Source organism: Dyadobacter sp. SRI_021, from assembly GCF_057586235.1.
Window position 1 is genome coordinate 241,699 of record NZ_JBYCZM010000001.1, and the last position, 17,008, is coordinate 258,706.

The following is a 17,008-nucleotide window of genomic DNA, read 5'->3' on the forward strand; positions in this document are numbered from 1 at the left end:
AAGAAGTAAAATGCAACACAGGTCCATCCTTTTCACTCTTCTGGCATGTCTGCTTGGTGTGGCTTCTCATGCCCAGACGTACAGCATACTGATCAAAGGCGGCACGGTGATCGACCCGAAGAACAATATCAATCAGGTGATGGATGTCGGTATTTTCGAAGGGAAGATCAAAAAAGTGGCGAAGGATATCGATCCCAAGGAGGCCCGCCAGGTGGTGGATGCCAAAGGGATGTATGTTACACCCGGATTGATCGATATCCATGGACACGTGTTTTTCGGTACCGAGCCAAACCATTACCTCAGCAATGGTTTGGTGGCGTTACCACCCGACGGCTTCACCTTCCGCGTTGGCGTGACAACGATCGTCGACGCGGGCGGTGCCGGCTGGGATTCATTTTCCGAGTTTAAGAATAATGTAATTTTCAATTCTAAAACCCGCGTACTCTCGTTCCTGAACATCGTGGGACAAGGCATGCGCGGCGGTGCATGGGAGCAGGACACCGCCGATATGGACCCGAACCTGGCCGCTGGCGTCGCCATCAGAAACCGAAACGACATAGTCGGTTTCAAGGTGGCCCATTTCCAAGGTAAGGATTGGAAACCGGTGGATAATGCGGTGAAAGCCGGTAAATTAGCCAATATGCCCGTCATGGTGGATTTCGGAGGCAGCACTCCTCCCCTTCCCCTCGAAGAGCTGTTTATGAAGCATCTTCGCCCGGGCGACATTTATACACACGCATACACATTGCTCGAGGGCAATATCAGAGAAACCATTGTGGACGAAGCGACGCAAAAAGTGAAACCGTTCGCAATCGAAGCCCGAAAGAAAGGCATTGTATTCGATGTAGGCTATGGCGGCGCAAGCTTCAACTATTCACAGGCGATCCCGGCGATGAAAGCCGGTTTTTATCCTACTACCATTAGTACCGACCTTCATACCGGTAGCATGAACGGCTCGATGAAGGACATGCTGAGCATTATGTCGAAATTCTATAATATGGGCATGGATTTGCCGGCGATCATCAAAGCCAGCACCTGGGAGCCCGCGAAAGTGATCCACCGCGAACAGCTCGGCCACATTTCCGAAGGCGCCATCGCCGACGTAGCCGTTTTTTCAATGCGAAAAGGGAATTTCGGCTTTTATGACAAAACCGGCTACAAAGTAGAAGGCAAGGAAAAGCTGGAATGCGAACTCACTGTCATGGGCGGAAAAATAGTTTATGATTTGAACGGCATTACGACGCCGATATATTTGAAGTAGTACTTCGGCAGTCGGCTGTCGGCTATCAAACCAAAAAGCCGACTGTCAATAGCCGAAGTTCATAAACTCTCTTAGTTGAACTTTGTTTTTGAAATAGTACTTCGGCTGCCAACCAACGAACAAAAAAAGCCGATTGCCGACAGCCGATTGCCGAAGTCCCTAAACCCCTCTTAATTGACCTATGTTTAAGAAACGCTTGAAACTGTCTGCTTCCCTCCTGATGCTGCTGGCGCTCGGGTTTACGCAGCATTCCGACCGGGATTTGCCGGTGGTTAATACCAAAAATGGTGGCTTGTTTTTGCCGGACGGATTTGAGGCTACGGTGGTAGTCGACAGCCTTCCGGGCCGCGCAAGGCACATTGCCGTGAATGATAATGGGGATATTTATGTGAAAGCACGGTTTGCGGACAAAGGCGAATCCGTTATCGCGCTCCGCGACACCAACAACGACGGACGGGCTGACGTTATCAAACGGTTCGGCGGCGCTGCGAGAGAGCGTGCCTATGGTACCGCGATGCGTATTTATAAGGGTTACCTGTATTTCAGCTCCGAACTGGTTGTGTACCGCTACAAACTCACTCCCGGCAAGCTGGTTCCCGAAAGCCCGGAAGAAGTGATATTGACCGACGATCACCCCCACGGAATGCATGAGCACATTGCGAAGCCGATCACCTTTGACGACAAGGGTTTTATGTACGTGCCTTTCGGTGCGAATTCCAATGCCTGCCAGGAGCAAAACCGTACGCCCGGCTCCAAAGGTATGGACCCGTGCCCGATCCTGGAAGACCACGGCGGCATCTGGAAATTTGATGCGAACAAAACGGGTCAGTTGCAGAAAGACGGTACCAAATTCGCTACCGGCCTGAGAAGTGTCGTGGCATTGGATTGGAATTTCCAGGACAACAATTTATATGCAGTGCAACACGGCCGCGATGACCTTTTGCGCCTTTGGCCGCAGCTCTATAATGGCTGGCAGAGTGCTATGCTGCCGTCCGAGGAGTTTTTAAGAATTAAAGAAGGCACCCACGCAGGCTGGCCCTATTGCTACTGGGACCAGATGCAAGCCAAAAAAGTACTGAACCCGGAATATGGCGGTGACGGTAAAATTGTAGGTCAATGCGACCAGTACGAGAAACCTTTGATCGGTTTCCCTGGTCACTGGGCGCCTAACGACATCCTTTTCTATCAGGGCAATCAATTTCCAGAGCATTATAAAAATGGATCATTCATCGCATTCCACGGCTCTACCAACCGCGCTCCGTATCCGCAGTCGAGCTACTTTATTGGGTTTGTGCCTTTTAAGAATGGTCAGGTAGCAGGCGAATATGAGATTTTTGCAGACGGTTTTGCCGGCCTTGATCCCATCGTGAACGTAAGCGATGCGGTTTACCGCCCGATGGGTATCGCCATGGGTCCCGATGGCTCGATCTACCTCGCCGAAACCGAGAAAGGCAAGATCTGGAAAGTGACCTACAAGGGCAACAAAAAGAAATTCACGAAAACGGCGTTGGCAAAAATGGAGCAACGCAAGACAATGACCCATATCCGCACACCCGATTTTGTGAACGACAACCTGGACAAAGACAAACCCGTTGCAGGCGGAAAAGTTTACAGTGTGTATTGCAGCGCTTGCCACCAACGCAACGGTATGGGCGACTCGCAGCGTTTTCCACCGCTGGGAGGTGCCGAATGGGTTACCGGTGACAAAGAGCGGCTGATTAAGGTGTTGTTGAATGGTTTGGAAGGCCCTATCGAGGTAAAAGGACAAGCCTACAACAACGTAATGCCCCAGCACAGCTTTTTGAAAGACGAGGAAATTTCAGAGGTATTGACCCACATCCGGAGCAATTTCGGAAACAATGCAAGCCCGGTCACAACCGAAGAAGTGGCCAAAGTACGGGCGTCGATCAAGTAAAGAGATATTACGCCATTCATCTTCCAACCCCGTTTAAGCGGATATTACTCTCCGGCAATTGAGTGTTCCTTTGAAGGGGTTGGAGGAAGAATGGCGAAAGTAACTAATTCACCATTTCTGTATATTCATGTTGAAAAACAACATTATAGCCGCAAGCTTTATCATGCTTTCCGGAATAGGCCTCGCGGGGTTTTCTTCCGAGAAGAACACTTTCACACGCAACTCCCAGGAGCCCTGGAAGGCGCCGGCCTGGGCTGACACGCTGAAAAACCCCTACCACGAAGAGCCGCTCACGCTCGCACAAGGCGAAGAATTATTTACCTTATACTGCTCTTCCTGCCACGGCGAAGGCGGTTACGGCGACGGCGCGGCAGGCGGCGCATTGGGCCAGAAACCAGCCAACTTTCACGATACGCTGGTAAAAGCGCAAAGCGATGGCTCACTGTTTTGGAAGATGTCCAACGGCCGCGGTAACATGCCGCCATTCCAGGATGTGTTCACGGCCGAGCAGCGCTGGCAGCTTGTAGCGTACATCCGGCACTTGGGCAAACAAGAGTGATGTAGTACGTCGGCTTTCGGCAGTCGGCTATCAAACCTAAAAAAAGCCGATAGCCGACTGCCGATAGCCAAGTCAAAGTCCCCTAAACCCCATAAAAAACACTATGTTACATTACAGCCGCATTATCAAATCCGGATTCACGTCGGCGCTCGCCCTGGGCATGACGTTCCATGTTTTCGGACAACAGCGGGAGGTCACAACCTCCGTCCCCAAAGCACTTCGCGACGACATTACCATTGAAGAGTACATGAAAGTAGAACCGGAAGCGGTGCGCCTGATTCAGCACCCTATAACCGGCGAAATGTATTACACCACGTTTTTCGGTGATGTGGTTAAAATCGTCATCGAGGATGGCAAACCTGTGAGCAAAAAGCTGTTATCCGTCGAAGATCACGGTATTCCACGTCTGCAAGGAGCGGCTTTCCACGGCAATACCCTCTTTCTCGCCGGAAATGTGAGCGTCAACAACAACAAAGGCAACAAAGGCCGGATGGTCCGCTACGAAATGACGAAGGGTGCCGACAAACCGGAAATGACGGTAGTTTTCAATACAGTCGAATACGGCGCTAACAAAACCACCTTCGACCACGGCTGGAACGCGTTGGAAATCAGTCCGGACGGCAAATACATTTACGTCAATACAGGCGCCCGCACCGACCACGGCGAGGTACAGGACAATGGTGGCGAATATCCCAATGCGCGTGACAACGCACTCACTGCGAATATTTTCCGTTTCCCGATCAACTCCAAAGATCTGTTGCTGTCCACGGATCTCGCCAAGCTGAAAGCCGACGGCTACATCTTTGCGGAAGGCATCAGAAATGCCTACGACATGGCTTTCGACGCAAAAGGCAATCTTTTTGCCGTCTCCAACTCCGGCGACTACGACCATCCCGAGGACATGTTCTGGGTACGAAAGGGCCACCACTACGGTTTCCCCTGGGTAATGGGAGGTATTGAAAATCCACAGCAATTCCCTGATTTCAATCCCGACCCTGAAAAAGACCCTTTCCTGAGCAAGTTTGCATTTGCATTCCTCATGAAATATTTCCACAACGATCCCGACTTTCCGAAACGGCCTGCCGGCGTGAAGTTCTCGCCTTCGGTACAGAACATGGGCCCGGATGCCAACGAGTACCGCGACCGTAAAACCGGTGTGGTCATGGACGGCGACACCACCGGCGTTACGGTGGGCACATTCAACGCGCACTCGTCGCCACTTGGCCTTTTCTTTGATACACATAATGCATTGGGCAAAGAGTTCACCGGTGACGGCTTCGTGATCCGCTATACCGGCGGTCCGCGTAATGGTGTCGTCAACCCGAACCCGCTGCGCCGGTATGGTAAAGACCTGCTGCACCTGGAAATGGTTTATGACAAAAAGACCGACAATTACAAAACCAGAACCACCAGCATTATCAACAACTTCACAGCCCCTACCGATGCCCTCCTGGTTGGTAACACACTGTATGTCATCGAGTACGGAGGCAAACAAGGAGGCAACAAAGCCGGCGGAAGTCTTTGGAAAATAACATTCCCTGCCAATGACAAACTGGTGAAAAAAGCCAAAAAGAAAAACTCGTAATACATCTCGTTCTACATATAACTTTAATTAATCTGTTATGAAATCTGAAAGAAGATCTCTTATCAAAAAACTTTTTGCATCGGTTGCCGGCATCGCGGGCATCGGCGCTGTATCGAAAGTCCAGGCAGCTGTACCAGCGCCGGCCCCTGAAAAAGAAGTGGGCGATGTGGAAATGTATCAGGACGTGCCTCTCTTCTCGGGCCATACCAAGTTCAATAACCTCGTTTTCGTGGCCGGTAAGGGTGCACATTTCGACGGCGATATTACTGCTCACACCAAGCACGTACTCGATGAATTGGAAAAAGAGCTGATCAAAGCAGGTTCTTCGATGGAAAAAGTACTGAAATGCTCCGTATTTCTCCATGACCTGAACGACTACAAAGCCATGAACGAAGCTTACAAAGGCCGTTTCGGCAGCAAACCACCATGCCGCACCACCGTAGCGGTATACGGCGGTGTTCCAGGCGACTCGCTCGTTGAAATCGATTGTATCGCTTACGTCTAGAATGGGGAGAATGGGAGGAGGGAGAAAGGAGGAAAGGGAGAAAGTCATCGTCTTATTTTCTTCCCTTCATCCTTCATCCTCCATTCTCTGTCCTCCCCTTCCTCCTTTTCCTCCTACTTCTTAAAGTAACTATTTCACTCCTATCAATTACTTACCGAATTTTTGACAAACTTTTATTTCGGAATAATACAATTAACCAGGATTAAATTCGCTCACAAAAAATAAAGTCGGACTTATATTTTAGATTATGACGATTTAACGGTTAATTTGTTTAACTGACCCAATAAGAATTGAACAAGAAACAACGCATCGCTGAGGAGAATGAAATTCTTTTAAATCTCTGGCACCAAAGCCAGACCGGGGACAGTCTGGCGTTTTGCCAGCTAGCCGACAAACAATACCGCACACTTTTCAATTACGCCTGCAATTTCACCACTGACAGGGAGTTCATTAAAGACGCGATCCAAGACTTGATGATTCACATCTGGGAAAGGAGACAGAACATCCAAATCCAGTTCGTTACCATTTACTTCCTGCGTGCTTTGCGCAACCAGCTCATGCAGGAATTCCGGCGCCACAATGGCTCTCATCCCTTCCTCGACATCGACGAAGCTCACCAGGTTTCCGACTATCAGACAGTCGAAACCGAAATTGAAAGAAAAGAACTGCTGAACGAAAGCCAGGTCAAAGTGCGGTGCGCCATCGAAGAGCTTCCCCGTCGCCAAAAGGAGGCCGTTTTTCTCAAATATTTCGAAGGAATGGACAACGAGCAGATCGCCGACCTCATGCAGGTAAATCGGCAATCGGTCGCCAACCTTCTTTTTAAAGCGATCACCGCGCTCAAACAGCACATTCATCCGATCAGTAATCTGCTGTTCCTTTGCTTCGCGTTGCAATTCTAGCCGAATTCCCTTCGCTACTCCCGAATCCATTACCAAATTTTTGCGCGATGTTGCGCCTGCATGCAACCGGGCGTTCGTTTAATGCATCCTTCCGGTAACAACCCCTAGCCCATGCAACAAACCTCCGGCCGAACCCTCTGGATCGATTACCTCCGCTCATTTCTGACCGTCCTGGTGGTTGCTCACCACTCCTCTCTTGCCTATACCACCTTTGCGAGCTTTGACAAGGCTGCATACATCCGGTCTACTCACCCGGTGGTCGACACACAGCGCTGGATTGGACTGGACATTTTTGAAAACTTCAACGATGTGTTCTTCATGTCGCTGATGTTCCTCATTGCGGGATTATTCGTCATCAAGAGCATTCAGCGTAAAGGCCCAGGCGCATTTGTCCGCGACAGGTTCTACCGGTTATTTATTCCATTCCTGATCGGTGGTACCATTCTGAACCTTATCGCTCATTACCCTTCCTACATGCTCGCTCACGGGCGCTTGAGCCTGCTCGCATACGTGAAAGATTTCTTCATCGTCGAGCAATGGCCTGTCGGGCCACCGTGGTTTATATGGGTACTGTTTGTGTTCAATATCATATTCGCGTTTATTTACGTGGCTTGCAGATCAAAATTCGGAATCACCAAAAACACGGAACCACGAAGCTACCAACCAGCCTCTCTGGTCCTTTGCGCGTTCCTGCTCACGTTTGCATTGTACGTTCCATTCGCATTCTGGCTGGGGCCTTACACATGGACCGGTTTCGGACCGTTCGATTTCCAAGTCAGCCGTGCTGCTTTGTATTTCGGCTACTTCCTGATAGGAACCTGGCTTGGGCATGTGCATTTCAACGAAACGATGTTCGGCCCTTCTGCTCCGCTCGTCCGTCGCTGGCCGCTCTGGCTTGTCGCGTGCGGACTAGTCTATACGTTACTCACCATCGCGTCGCCATACCTGACCACGCTCGTCAAAACCGGAGTATTCACTGAATTCCAGGGATACCTCATTTATTTCACGATTTACGTTTTGTCCTGCATATTCAGCTGCATTGCCTTCATGACCACATTCCGCGCGTTGGTCAAAAGGCATCACAGAGCCTGGGACTCCCTTTCCGAACATGCCTATCTCATCTACCTGCTGCACTACCCGTTTGTGCTCTGGACGCAGTATGCATTGCTTGACGCACCCTTTTCTGCGTTCGGCAAGTTTCTGATTACATTGCTTGTCGCATTTTTTGGAAGTTGGGCCGTCAGCATCCCTCTGAGGAAAATTACATGGATAGCAAAATACATTTAGAGTCCTGAAAGAAAATCACTGCTTTCTGGAACCAAGGGCACCTCGTCCAAACAAATATCCCAATGAAGTACCCGCAAATGCCAGCGCCTTCAAACCAGCATCGGACCAGAAATGTGCGTCGGCGGGCTTTTTGTATGCGGCAGCCAAACAAGTTCCAAAAATTGCAAGGCCTGAGAGGACGCCAATCAATGCGACGAATGTCTGTGTATTTCGCCCATCGCCGAAGAACCAACCCAGAAAGCCAAGGTCTGTACTTCGCATATCCTTTTCATGCCGATTTTGCTCTTTGGCAATTTCGAATTCCATCTGTCGAGCAGCAAGTTGCTTCTCCCCTAGCTCCACGTCTGTCTGCTCGGCCTTTACAATTCCCCTTTTAGCCTGAATCCTTTTAGACTCCATATTCGAAAGAGATCCGGTTCCTGATCACCGGCACAGATACCACGAACAATTCCGAAAGTTGGGTGGCAGAAAACTCTTCCCAATATTTATTGAGCATAAACCGTGGCACCAACAGATTCGCGGCAAACGTGTTAGCTTCTGCCTCCTTCGGATCGTCCGTACGGACATCACCTCGCATAAGCACTTTATAATCAGAGGATTTCGCCCATTCAGCGTGCAATATTCTATGGCCCAGCTCATGCGCGATCGTGAAAGTCTTCCTCAGGGGATATTCGTCCTTGTTCACGAATATGGTATCCTCCTCGAAATCGTAAAAACCCGATATGTTGTTAAGATCTTTCTCAAATTCGACAACGGAGACCTTTACACCAAGAGCCTTCGCAATGTCCATCGGATTGACGGGCGGCTTCTCCAATCCAAACTGTTGTAATAGACGAATGGCCTCTCCTTTCGCTCTTTGATAGTCCGGCGTCATATAATATCTCATATCAGTTCCTCTACGTAGGTTAACAATTTATTTTCCAGATTTATCTTCGATTTGTTTCATAAAACACAAGTAGGTCCCAGGATTATCAAATTTATGATACCCAAAAAATCAATCAATGAATATTCGGTAGATATCTGTAAACCAACGGCCAGTTGCCAAGATTTTCATCAGCCGCTCCGCATTTTTATTCGCCCTTCCCAAATTTTTCAAAAATTAATTTCCGAAAAGAGAGTATCGGCCCAATGTTCGTGCATCCTTATTAAAATTAGCCATATTATTATTTGCCCAATATGCTTCATTACCGCAATTTTCTTCCGGAGGAACTGGCCGCCGATCCATCTTTCAGACGCTGGGTGTTGTTCAATAACCCTGCCGATGGAGCCCTGTGGACCGAATGGCTCGAAGACAATCCGGACAAACAGGACCTGGTCAATCACGCCCGGAATTTCCTGGTGTCGACGGAAGCGGCATTCGATCGTATTTCGGATGAGGAAGTGGCTAATGAAATTTACAGGCTCTCGCACGCCATTGGGGAGAACCATGCCAAAAAATCATCGATATGGCTGCGTTTCAGACCCAACTGGTACCATATGGCGGCTTCGGTACTGATCCTGATGTTCGCAGGATGGTGGTACAACAAGCAAACCCTTTCCCAAAAGCAGTCCGATCAGTATAAGGTGATTCTGAGCCAGATCAAGGAGCCCTTGATCGAGACGGTGAATTCCGGGAAAGAGGCCAGGCTGGTCATCCTGGAAGACGGCAGCTCGGTGCTCCTGCAACCCGACAGCCGCATTACCTACCCGCGCCGGTTCGAGGGCCGCAAACGGGAAGTGTTCCTGAGAGGGGAAGCGTTCTTTGAAGTGGCTAAGAATCCCGACAAACCTTTCTACGTGTATGCACATACGCTTGCCACGAAAGTACTGGGAACGAGCTTCAAAGTGAGCGCATTCGACGACCAGGAGGTGAAAGTGGTTGTAAAAACGGGCAAAGTATCGGTATTCCCGATGACAAAAGAAGCGATTGCAAGCCAGCATGCCGATGACAAGCTCGGTGGAATGGTGCTGACCCCCAACCAGCAGATCACATTCGCACCCAATGAGTTACGACTCACCAGAAGCCTGATCCCAGACCCCAAGCTCCTGGAATTACCGATACAGAGACAGTCATTCGAATTCAAGGGAACGCCAATCGCCGAAGTGTTTGCGGCCTTGGAAAAATCATACGGTGTGAAGATCGTATTCGATGCGGAAGTGATGCAGAACTGTTACCTCACCGCCTCGCTCTCCGATGAGCCGCTGTTCGAGAAGATCAATCTGATTTGCAGGACGATCGGCGCACAGTATGAACAGCTCGACGCAAGTATCATCATCAACAGCAAAGGATGTTATTGAAAATACCTTTCTCTCAATACTTTATGACAAATTCACCCGTGCCTATGACCCAAAAACACTACTAATTGCTATTCTACCAAAAAGGTCGATGATGCTGCAACACCACCGACCCGATTAATCCCCCGCTTGTGTACGCTTAACAGCATCTGAATGAGGCTGCTGTGGGAATCATTATGCCGAATTTCAACCCGACAAAAATCAAAATTATGTCAAAAAGAGTACAATTTCACCATGCTTTACAGAAAATCATGCGTATTACTCTGTATCAAGCCCTGCTCTCCATCGCGTTCAGCACTTTCGTCCATGCGAACGACGTGCGTGGACAGCGTGTGCTGGAACAAAAAGTGACTTTGCGTTTAGCCAATTCCGAGATTGACAAGGCATTGGAAAAGATCGAGAATGTGACAAAGGTTAAGTTCATGTACAACCCTCAGATCTTCAACAATCAGAAAGTATCCTATAAATTTCAGGACGAATCGTTATCCGAAGTTCTCAGTAAAATTCTGACTCCGTATAAAGTCATTTACGAAGTGGTTCAGGACCGTATTATCCTGCGCCGCGAACAGGCACCTGTTGAAGAAAATACCATTAAGGCATCGCCGAAACGCAACGTTACGGGAACCGTGAAGGATGAAACCGGCGCAGGCCTCCCGGGCGTAAGCGTGCTCGTAAAAGGTACACAAAGAGGAACGTCCAGTGATGCGGAAGGTAAATTTTTCCTGGATATTCCCGACGGCGAGGTTGCAACTGCCGTTCTGGTTTTCAGTTTTGTAGGTTATACTACGCAGGAAGTTACGGTGGGCAGTCAAACCAGCGTGGACGTACAGCTGGCGCCCGAGGCCAAAGCGTTGAACGAGGTAGTTGTAACGGCTTTGGGTATTTCCAAAGAGAAAAAGGCACTTGCCTATGCAGTGACCGAGGTGAAAGGAAGCGAGTTCACACAAGCCCGTGAAAATAACGTTGCGAATGCCTTGACCGGTAAGATTGCGGGCGTTAACGCCACCGGTATGTCGACAGGCCCCGGCGGTTCCAGCCGCATTATCATCCGTGGTAACGGATCTTTGAGCGGTAACAACCAACCTTTGTATGTAATCAATGGTATGCCTATGGACAATAGCGTTCCGGGTGGTGGCAATGCTTCGGATGGTAATGGTAACAACACCGACCGCGGTGATGGTATCGGCGGTATCAACCCCGACGACATCGAGTCGATCAGCGTTTTGAAAGGCGGTCCTGCGGCTGCGCTTTACGGTGCCCGTGCTTCCAACGGTGTGATTTTGATTACCACCAAAAAAGGCCGTGCACAAAAAGGCATCGGCGTGGAATACAATGGCAACTTCTCGGTGGACAACCTTTCGATCATTCCCGACTGGCAATATGAATACGGCCAGGGTGTGGATGGTGTAAAACCGGCAGACAAGGATAAGGCGAAGAGCTCAGGCCGCTTGTCGTACGGTGCGAAAATGGATGGTACGCCGGTAATCCAGTTCGATGGTGTGGAACGTCCCTATTCGCCTCAGAAAAACAACCTGAAAAACTTCTACCGCACGGGAACCAACTACATCAACTCCCTTTCGTTTACGGGAGGTAACGAACACGTGAATTTCCGTTTCGGTCTGAACAACACCAGCTCGAACAGCATTGTCCCCAATTCTTCCTTTACCAGAAGAATCGCGAACCTGAACCTGAATGCATTTCTGGGAAAAAAGTTGAGCATTGAGACGGTTGTTCAGTACAATATCGAGAACGGCCACAACCGTCCGAAAGTTGGTTATGCTGATTACAACCCGCACTGGGCCACTTACCTGGTTGCAAACACCGTGGATATCAGAAGCCTCGCCCCGGGCTACGACGCGGTTACCGGCAAAGAGGTTGAATGGAACCCCGTACCGGCCGCACCGAATCCTTATTTCGTGATCAACAAGTTTGTCAATGAAGATCAGAAAAACCGTTTCCTCGGTCAGGCCAACATTAAATATGACATCCTCGACAACCTGTTCATTAAAGGAAGCGTAAGCCGCGATTACTACAACTTCAACTATGAGTTCGTAGTACCTACCAACAACGCCTACCAGCCGCTGGGGACCTACGAAGCGAAGAAAGTAACCTCGTCGGAAACCAACGGAATGCTGACGCTGAATTACTCCAAGGACTTCTCCGAAGACCTGAACTTCTCCGCATTGGTGGGTGGCAATATGCAAAGAAGCATTTATGACCAGACCGCCTTCAACGGTTCGGAATTCACGATTCCTGGATTTTACAGCTTCACGAACCTCGCAACATCGACCGTGGTGCCTACTTACAACAAAAGCGCCATCAACTCTATCTTCGGATCCGCCGATTTGGGTTACAAAGGCTTTGCGTACCTGACTTTGTCGGGCCGTCAGGACTGGTTCTCGGTGTTGAACAGCAAAAGCAATAGCATTTTCTACCCTGCCGTTGGTGGTTCACTGATCCTCTCCGAAGCTTTCAACCTGCCAACAGTGGTAAGCTTCGCGAAACTACGTGGTTCGTGGGCACAAGTGGGCGGCGCGAATGTACTTCCCTACCAGATCTACCAAAGCTATGCGATGGCAGTAGGTGGCCACAACGGACGTCCGGTTCAGCAGCTATCTTCGGCGGTGGTACCAAACCCCGATCTGAAACCACTTACTTCCACTACCTATGAAGCAGGTATCGAAGCGAAATTCCTGCAAAACCGTCTGGGAATCGATCTTACGCTGTATAACCGCAAGACCACTAACGACATCGTACAAAGCAATATCGCCGCGACCTCGGGTTACACTTCCGCTTTGTTGAATGTGGGTGAGCTGAGCAACAAGGGTATCGAGTTGTTGCTGACAGGAACTGCGGTCAAGCAAAATAATTTCATGTGGGACATCAGCTACAACATGGCTTACAACAAAAGCGAGATCATCAAACTGGCCGATAACCTTCCTTCCCTGAGCATCGGAACGGGCGTAGGCGGTGGTTTGATCAACAACGTAGTGGGCGGTACGTATGGTGAGGTTTGGGGTTACAACAAATTGAAAGATACAAACGGGAATACCGTATTCAACACTGCCAGCGGTTACGCGGTACGTGGTAACCTCGAAAAACTGGGTAATGGTACTCCTCCGCTGACCATGGGTATCACCAACAATTTCAAATACAAAAACTTCTCGCTGAACATCCTCATCGACGGCAAGTTCGGAAGCGTAGTATATTCGAACATGTACCAGTATGCATACCGCTTCGGCTTGCCTAAGGAAACACTTCCCGGCCGTGAAACCGGCCTGACGGTAACCGGTGTAACACCCGAAGGAGCACCTTTCTCCAAAACATGGGAGAAGAAAGACATTGATACTTACTATGACAATGACAAGAACTACACGGGCATTTTCACGTTCAACAACGATTTCGTGAAACTGCGCCAGATTATCTTGAGCTACAACCTGCCCGTCGCGAAAATATTGGGAGGTAAACTGCAATCGGCTTCTGTTTCGATCGTGGGACGTAACCTTGCCTTGCTTTACAAAGACAAGCGCAACAAATATTTCGATCCTGAATCGAGCTATACAAACGGTAATGCGCAAGGGCTGGAAGCATTTGGTGTACCCAGGACCAGAAACATCGGCGTGAACCTGACAGTGAAGTTTTAATCATTCAAAATTACAGTGACGATGAACAAATTCCTGAAACTATCATATATGGCCATGGTGGCCGCCTTCATCTCCTCTTGCGACAATAATTTCGAGGAAATGAATGTAAACCCGAATGCGTCCAGGGATGTCGTGCCCGGCTTCCTGTTTACCCGGGCGCAGCTGACGACCGTGAGCAACAACTATACCGGCGGTGCTTATCTGACGATCGGACAGTCGATGCAGCATTTCGCGACTTACAAGGAGGTGCCTGCGGCAGGTGACAAGTATTTCAATTATACCTACTCAACCGGCAACTGGGCATTGTTTGGCGGCGACCCTGCGACGGCAGGAGCCGTAATCGATCTCGCCCAGGTAATCGACGCGCTGAAAACCTCGCCGGACAATGTAAACAAAATGTCGGTTTCGCGGATATGGAAGGCTTACCTCTACCACCGCCTCACTGATCTTTATGGTGACATCCCATACACGGACGCCGGAAAGGCCCTTACGGACAAAAACTTCACTCCCAAGTATGACACGCAGGCCTTTATCTATGCCGACATGCTCAAAGAGATCGAAGAATCCATTGCCGCATTCGACGCCAGTAAGCCTACCTTCGGCACTGCAGACCTGATTTACGGCGGAAATGTGACGCAATGGAAGAAGTTTGGCTATTCGCTCATGCTGCGCCTCGGTATGCACCTTACCGAAGTGGACCCTGCCATGGCTGAAACCTGGGTAAAGAAAGCGATCGCCGGCGGCGTAATCACCGCTGACGCGGATCTGGCGAAGATCGACTATGTGGACGGCTCCATCACCGCGAGCCGCAATTTCATCTCCGCCGGATTAATGAGCACCGACTACGTATCTCCCGGTGGCGATAACGTAGAAGGCGGCAAGTTTGCAAAAACGCTGATCGACCATCTGAAAACCACAAGCGATCCGCGCCTGAATGTGATTTCAGTGGTATGGACCAAAGCATCCGATAAAGCCCCTTACGTGGCCGACACGGCTACCGCACTGCAAAAAGGGATGCAAAATGCCGCTTTCAACGGCCTGCCTGCCAATTTCGATCAATACTCGGAGCCTAACCCTGCGACGATCTTGAAATACAATGCACCGTTGCTCGTTATGACCCCTGCCGAAATACACCTGTTGCTCGCAGAGGCCAACCTGAGAGGTTGGTACAGCGGCGCTACCGCCGAGGCATCCTACAACGCCGCAGTTACTTCCGGTCTGAAACAATGGGCATTATTTGGCACGGCAGGTATCATCTCCGATGCTAAAATCGCCGCTTACCTGAAAGCGAACCCTTTCAATGCAACCGGAACGACAGCACAGAAAATGGAGCAGATCGGTACGCAGAAATGGGTATCCCTCCTGTTGGAAGACGAATACGAGATCTTCGCCAACTGGCGCCGCACAGGCTATCCCAAGCTGACGCCGACCAACTATCCCGGTAACCTCACCGGCGGCCAGATCCCGACCCGCTTCGTGATCCCCGATACGGAGGAGCAATACAATAAAGAGAATTTTTACGAAGCGCGTACCCGCCAGGGCGGCACCAACACGCTTTCGAGCAAAGTTTGGTGGGATAAATAAGCGGAATTTATGCGCTGTTTGCCTGTGAAGTGAATGACCGATACGGATTGCCGACCAAAATCGGCAGTCCGTATCGCTTTTTAAGCCTGAAATTTTTCGATCCGTGAATGAGGTATTTCAATGCGTTTCCTTGTCTTAACCATAATAGTTCTTTCCTAAACCAAAACCCATGATCAAAAAAGTATTCATTGCCGCCGCCCTCTTCTGTTCTGCCGGTTTTGCCGCACAGGCTCAGAAGTATTCGATCGTCATCAAAGGCGGTCATGTGATTGACCCTAAAAACAATATCAACAGCATTATGGACGTCGCGCTGAAAGGCGACACGGTAATGCTCGTTGCCCAAAACATCGACGCCAGGGAAGGCGTACAGGTAGTGAACGCGAAAGGTCTTTTCGTAACGCCGGGCCTGATCGACATGCACTCGCACAACTTCTTCGGCACCAAAATGGACCAGACTTACAGCAACGGTCCTAATGCCCTCCCACCCGACGGTTTCACCTTCCGCACAGGGGTTACCACGGTGGTGGACGCTGGCTGCGCCGGCTGGAAGTCGTTCCCCGATTTTAAGAAGCAAACCATTGATGCCTCACGCACTCGTGTACTCTCGTTCCTGAACATCGTGGGCGAAGGCATGCGCGGCGGCACGTACGAGCAGAATGTCGAGGACATGGATGCTGCCGCTACTGCCAAAGTCGCGAAAGAATATCCTGAATACATTGTGGGTATTAAACTTGCCCACTTCAACGGTTACAACTGGACGCCTACCGACCGTGCCGTGGAAGCCGGCAAGTTGGCTAACATCCCGGTCATGATCGATTTTGGCGGCAGCCAGCCGGTATTGCCCATCGAAGAGCTTTTCATGAAACACCTCCGCCCCGGCGACATTTTCACGCATTGCTTCGGCCAGCTTGCCAGCCGCGAGCCGATCGTGGACGTGAAAGCCGGTAAAGTGAAGCCATTCGTGTATGAAGCACGCAAAAAAGGCATCATTTTCGATGTGGGTTACGGAGGTATCAGCTTCGCATTCTCGCAGGCGATCCCGGCGATCAAAACCGGTTTTTATCCCAACACTATCAGCACGGACATCCATACCGGCAGTATGAACAATGCCATGAAGGACATGCTGAATGTGATGTCCAAATTCTTAGCCATGGGTATGGATCTGCCGGCGGTGATCAAAGCCAGCACCTGGGCTCCGGCACAAGCCATTCACCGCGAAGAGCTGGGTAATCTTTCGGTCGGTTCACGTGCGGACGTATCCGTATTACGCGTGCTCGACGGCAAGTTCCAGATGAATGACACCGGTACCTTCGGTTTCTTCGATTACACCGGCGCCAAAGTGCAGGGCAAGCAGAAACTGGAAGCCGAAGTGACGATCCGCGCAGGTAAGGTGGTGTACGACCTGAATGGCCTGACCAACCCTATCGTGGTTTCAAAAAGATAATCTGAACGGGAGCTCTGGATGATGTAACCAGACAGGGCCCCGATTGAT

At 50.1% G+C, this 17,008-nt stretch carries 13 protein-coding genes; 11 read left to right on the forward strand and 2 right to left on the reverse strand.

Going from position 1 to position 17,008, the window contains the following annotated elements; translation table 11 throughout:
• The first annotated feature begins 10 nt into the window (after window positions 1–10).
• From AC2YIT_RS00925 to AC2YIT_RS00955, 7 genes are all read left to right on the forward strand, one after another.
• The gene (locus tag AC2YIT_RS00925) at window positions 11–1,261 is read left to right on the forward strand and encodes an amidohydrolase/deacetylase family metallohydrolase (RefSeq protein ID WP_430843360.1); all 1,251 of its coding nucleotides are present in this window, start codon (window positions 11–13) and stop codon (window positions 1,259–1,261) included.
• A 181-nt stretch (window positions 1,262–1,442) separates the two neighbouring features.
• The gene (locus AC2YIT_RS00930) at window positions 1,443–3,176 is read left to right on the forward strand and encodes a PQQ-dependent sugar dehydrogenase (RefSeq protein ID WP_487277957.1); all 1,734 of its coding nucleotides are present in this window, start codon (window positions 1,443–1,445) and stop codon (window positions 3,174–3,176) included.
• 127 nt (window positions 3,177–3,303) lie between these two features.
• Complete coding sequence (locus AC2YIT_RS00935) at window positions 3,304–3,735, forward strand: c-type cytochrome (RefSeq protein WP_430843356.1); 432 nt, start codon at window positions 3,304–3,306, stop codon at window positions 3,733–3,735.
• 103 nt (window positions 3,736–3,838) lie between these two features.
• Window positions 3,839–5,320, forward strand: a complete 1,482-nt coding sequence (locus AC2YIT_RS00940; RefSeq protein ID WP_487277958.1) for a PQQ-dependent sugar dehydrogenase — start codon at window positions 3,839–3,841, stop codon at window positions 5,318–5,320.
• Between the two features lie 37 nt (window positions 5,321–5,357).
• Window positions 5,358–5,825: a RidA family protein gene (locus AC2YIT_RS00945; protein WP_106598504.1), complete on the forward strand. Its 468-nt coding sequence runs from the start codon at window positions 5,358–5,360 to the stop codon at window positions 5,823–5,825.
• A gap of 290 nt (window positions 5,826–6,115) precedes the next feature.
• On the forward strand, window positions 6,116–6,727 hold the full coding sequence (locus AC2YIT_RS00950) for an RNA polymerase sigma factor (RefSeq protein WP_430843352.1): 612 nt from the start codon (window positions 6,116–6,118) through the stop codon (window positions 6,725–6,727).
• A 111-nt stretch (window positions 6,728–6,838) separates the two neighbouring features.
• On the forward strand, window positions 6,839–8,014 hold the full coding sequence (locus tag AC2YIT_RS00955; RefSeq protein ID WP_487277959.1) for an acyltransferase family protein: 1,176 nt from the start codon (window positions 6,839–6,841) through the stop codon (window positions 8,012–8,014).
• Window positions 8,015–8,029: 15 nt separating this feature from the next.
• Here the strand turns inward: AC2YIT_RS00955 and AC2YIT_RS00960 are convergent, their stop codons facing one another.
• Together AC2YIT_RS00960 and AC2YIT_RS00965 are read right to left on the reverse strand one after the other, a co-directional pair.
• Window positions 8,030–8,413, reverse strand: coding sequence for a hypothetical protein (locus AC2YIT_RS00960; RefSeq protein WP_430843348.1), 384 nt, complete (start codon window positions 8,411–8,413; stop codon window positions 8,030–8,032).
• Entirely contained in the window at window positions 8,403–8,888 is a 486-nt protein-coding gene (locus AC2YIT_RS00965) for an ImmA/IrrE family metallo-endopeptidase (protein WP_487277960.1), read from the reverse strand. The genes AC2YIT_RS00960 and AC2YIT_RS00965 overlap by 11 nt, the downstream gene beginning before the upstream one ends.
• Window positions 8,889–9,190: 302 nt before the next feature.
• Here AC2YIT_RS00965 and AC2YIT_RS00970 point away from each other — a divergent pair, with 302 nt between their 5' ends.
• The 4 genes from AC2YIT_RS00970 (at window position 9,191) to AC2YIT_RS00985 (ending at window position 16,960) form a co-directional block, all read left to right on the forward strand.
• Window positions 9,191–10,291: a FecR family protein gene (locus AC2YIT_RS00970; protein WP_430843344.1), complete on the forward strand. Its 1,101-nt coding sequence runs from the start codon at window positions 9,191–9,193 to the stop codon at window positions 10,289–10,291.
• A gap of 248 nt (window positions 10,292–10,539) precedes the next feature.
• On the forward strand, window positions 10,540–13,932 hold the full coding sequence (locus tag AC2YIT_RS00975; RefSeq protein WP_487277961.1) for a SusC/RagA family TonB-linked outer membrane protein: 3,393 nt from the start codon (window positions 10,540–10,542) through the stop codon (window positions 13,930–13,932).
• 21 nt (window positions 13,933–13,953) lie between these two features.
• Window positions 13,954–15,516, forward strand: a complete 1,563-nt coding sequence (locus AC2YIT_RS00980; protein ID WP_487277962.1) for a SusD/RagB family nutrient-binding outer membrane lipoprotein — start codon at window positions 13,954–13,956, stop codon at window positions 15,514–15,516.
• Between the two features lie 169 nt (window positions 15,517–15,685).
• Entirely contained in the window at window positions 15,686–16,960 is a 1,275-nt protein-coding gene (locus AC2YIT_RS00985; protein ID WP_487277963.1) for an amidohydrolase/deacetylase family metallohydrolase, read from the forward strand.
• Window positions 16,961–17,008: the final 48 nt, after the last annotated feature.

What these genes read in the sequence shown, in the direction of transcription:
- AC2YIT_RS00925 (WP_430843360.1), top strand. Translation starts at nt 11, where the DNA reads ATGCAACACAGGTCCATCCTTTTCACTCTTCTGGCATGTCTGCTTGGT.
- AC2YIT_RS00930 (WP_487277957.1), top strand. Translation starts at nt 1,443, where the DNA reads ATGTTTAAGAAACGCTTGAAACTGTCTGCTTCCCTCCTGATGCTGCTG.
- AC2YIT_RS00935 (WP_430843356.1), top strand. Translation starts at nt 3,304, where the DNA reads ATGTTGAAAAACAACATTATAGCCGCAAGCTTTATCATGCTTTCCGGA.
- AC2YIT_RS00940 (WP_487277958.1), top strand. Translation starts at nt 3,839, where the DNA reads ATGTTACATTACAGCCGCATTATCAAATCCGGATTCACGTCGGCGCTC.
- AC2YIT_RS00945 (WP_106598504.1), top strand. Translation starts at nt 5,358, where the DNA reads ATGAAATCTGAAAGAAGATCTCTTATCAAAAAACTTTTTGCATCGGTT.
- AC2YIT_RS00955 (WP_487277959.1), top strand. Translation starts at nt 6,839, where the DNA reads ATGCAACAAACCTCCGGCCGAACCCTCTGGATCGATTACCTCCGCTCA.
- AC2YIT_RS00960 (WP_430843348.1), bottom strand. Translation starts at nt 8,413, where the DNA reads ATGGAGTCTAAAAGGATTCAGGCTAAAAGGGGAATTGTAAAGGCCGAG.
- AC2YIT_RS00965 (WP_487277960.1), bottom strand. Translation starts at nt 8,888, where the DNA reads ATGACGCCGGACTATCAAAGAGCGAAAGGAGAGGCCATTCGTCTATTA.
- AC2YIT_RS00970 (WP_430843344.1), top strand. Translation starts at nt 9,191, where the DNA reads ATGCTTCATTACCGCAATTTTCTTCCGGAGGAACTGGCCGCCGATCCA.
- AC2YIT_RS00975 (WP_487277961.1), top strand. Translation starts at nt 10,540, where the DNA reads ATGCGTATTACTCTGTATCAAGCCCTGCTCTCCATCGCGTTCAGCACT.
- AC2YIT_RS00980 (WP_487277962.1), top strand. Translation starts at nt 13,954, where the DNA reads ATGAACAAATTCCTGAAACTATCATATATGGCCATGGTGGCCGCCTTC.
- AC2YIT_RS00985 (WP_487277963.1), top strand. Translation starts at nt 15,686, where the DNA reads ATGATCAAAAAAGTATTCATTGCCGCCGCCCTCTTCTGTTCTGCCGGT.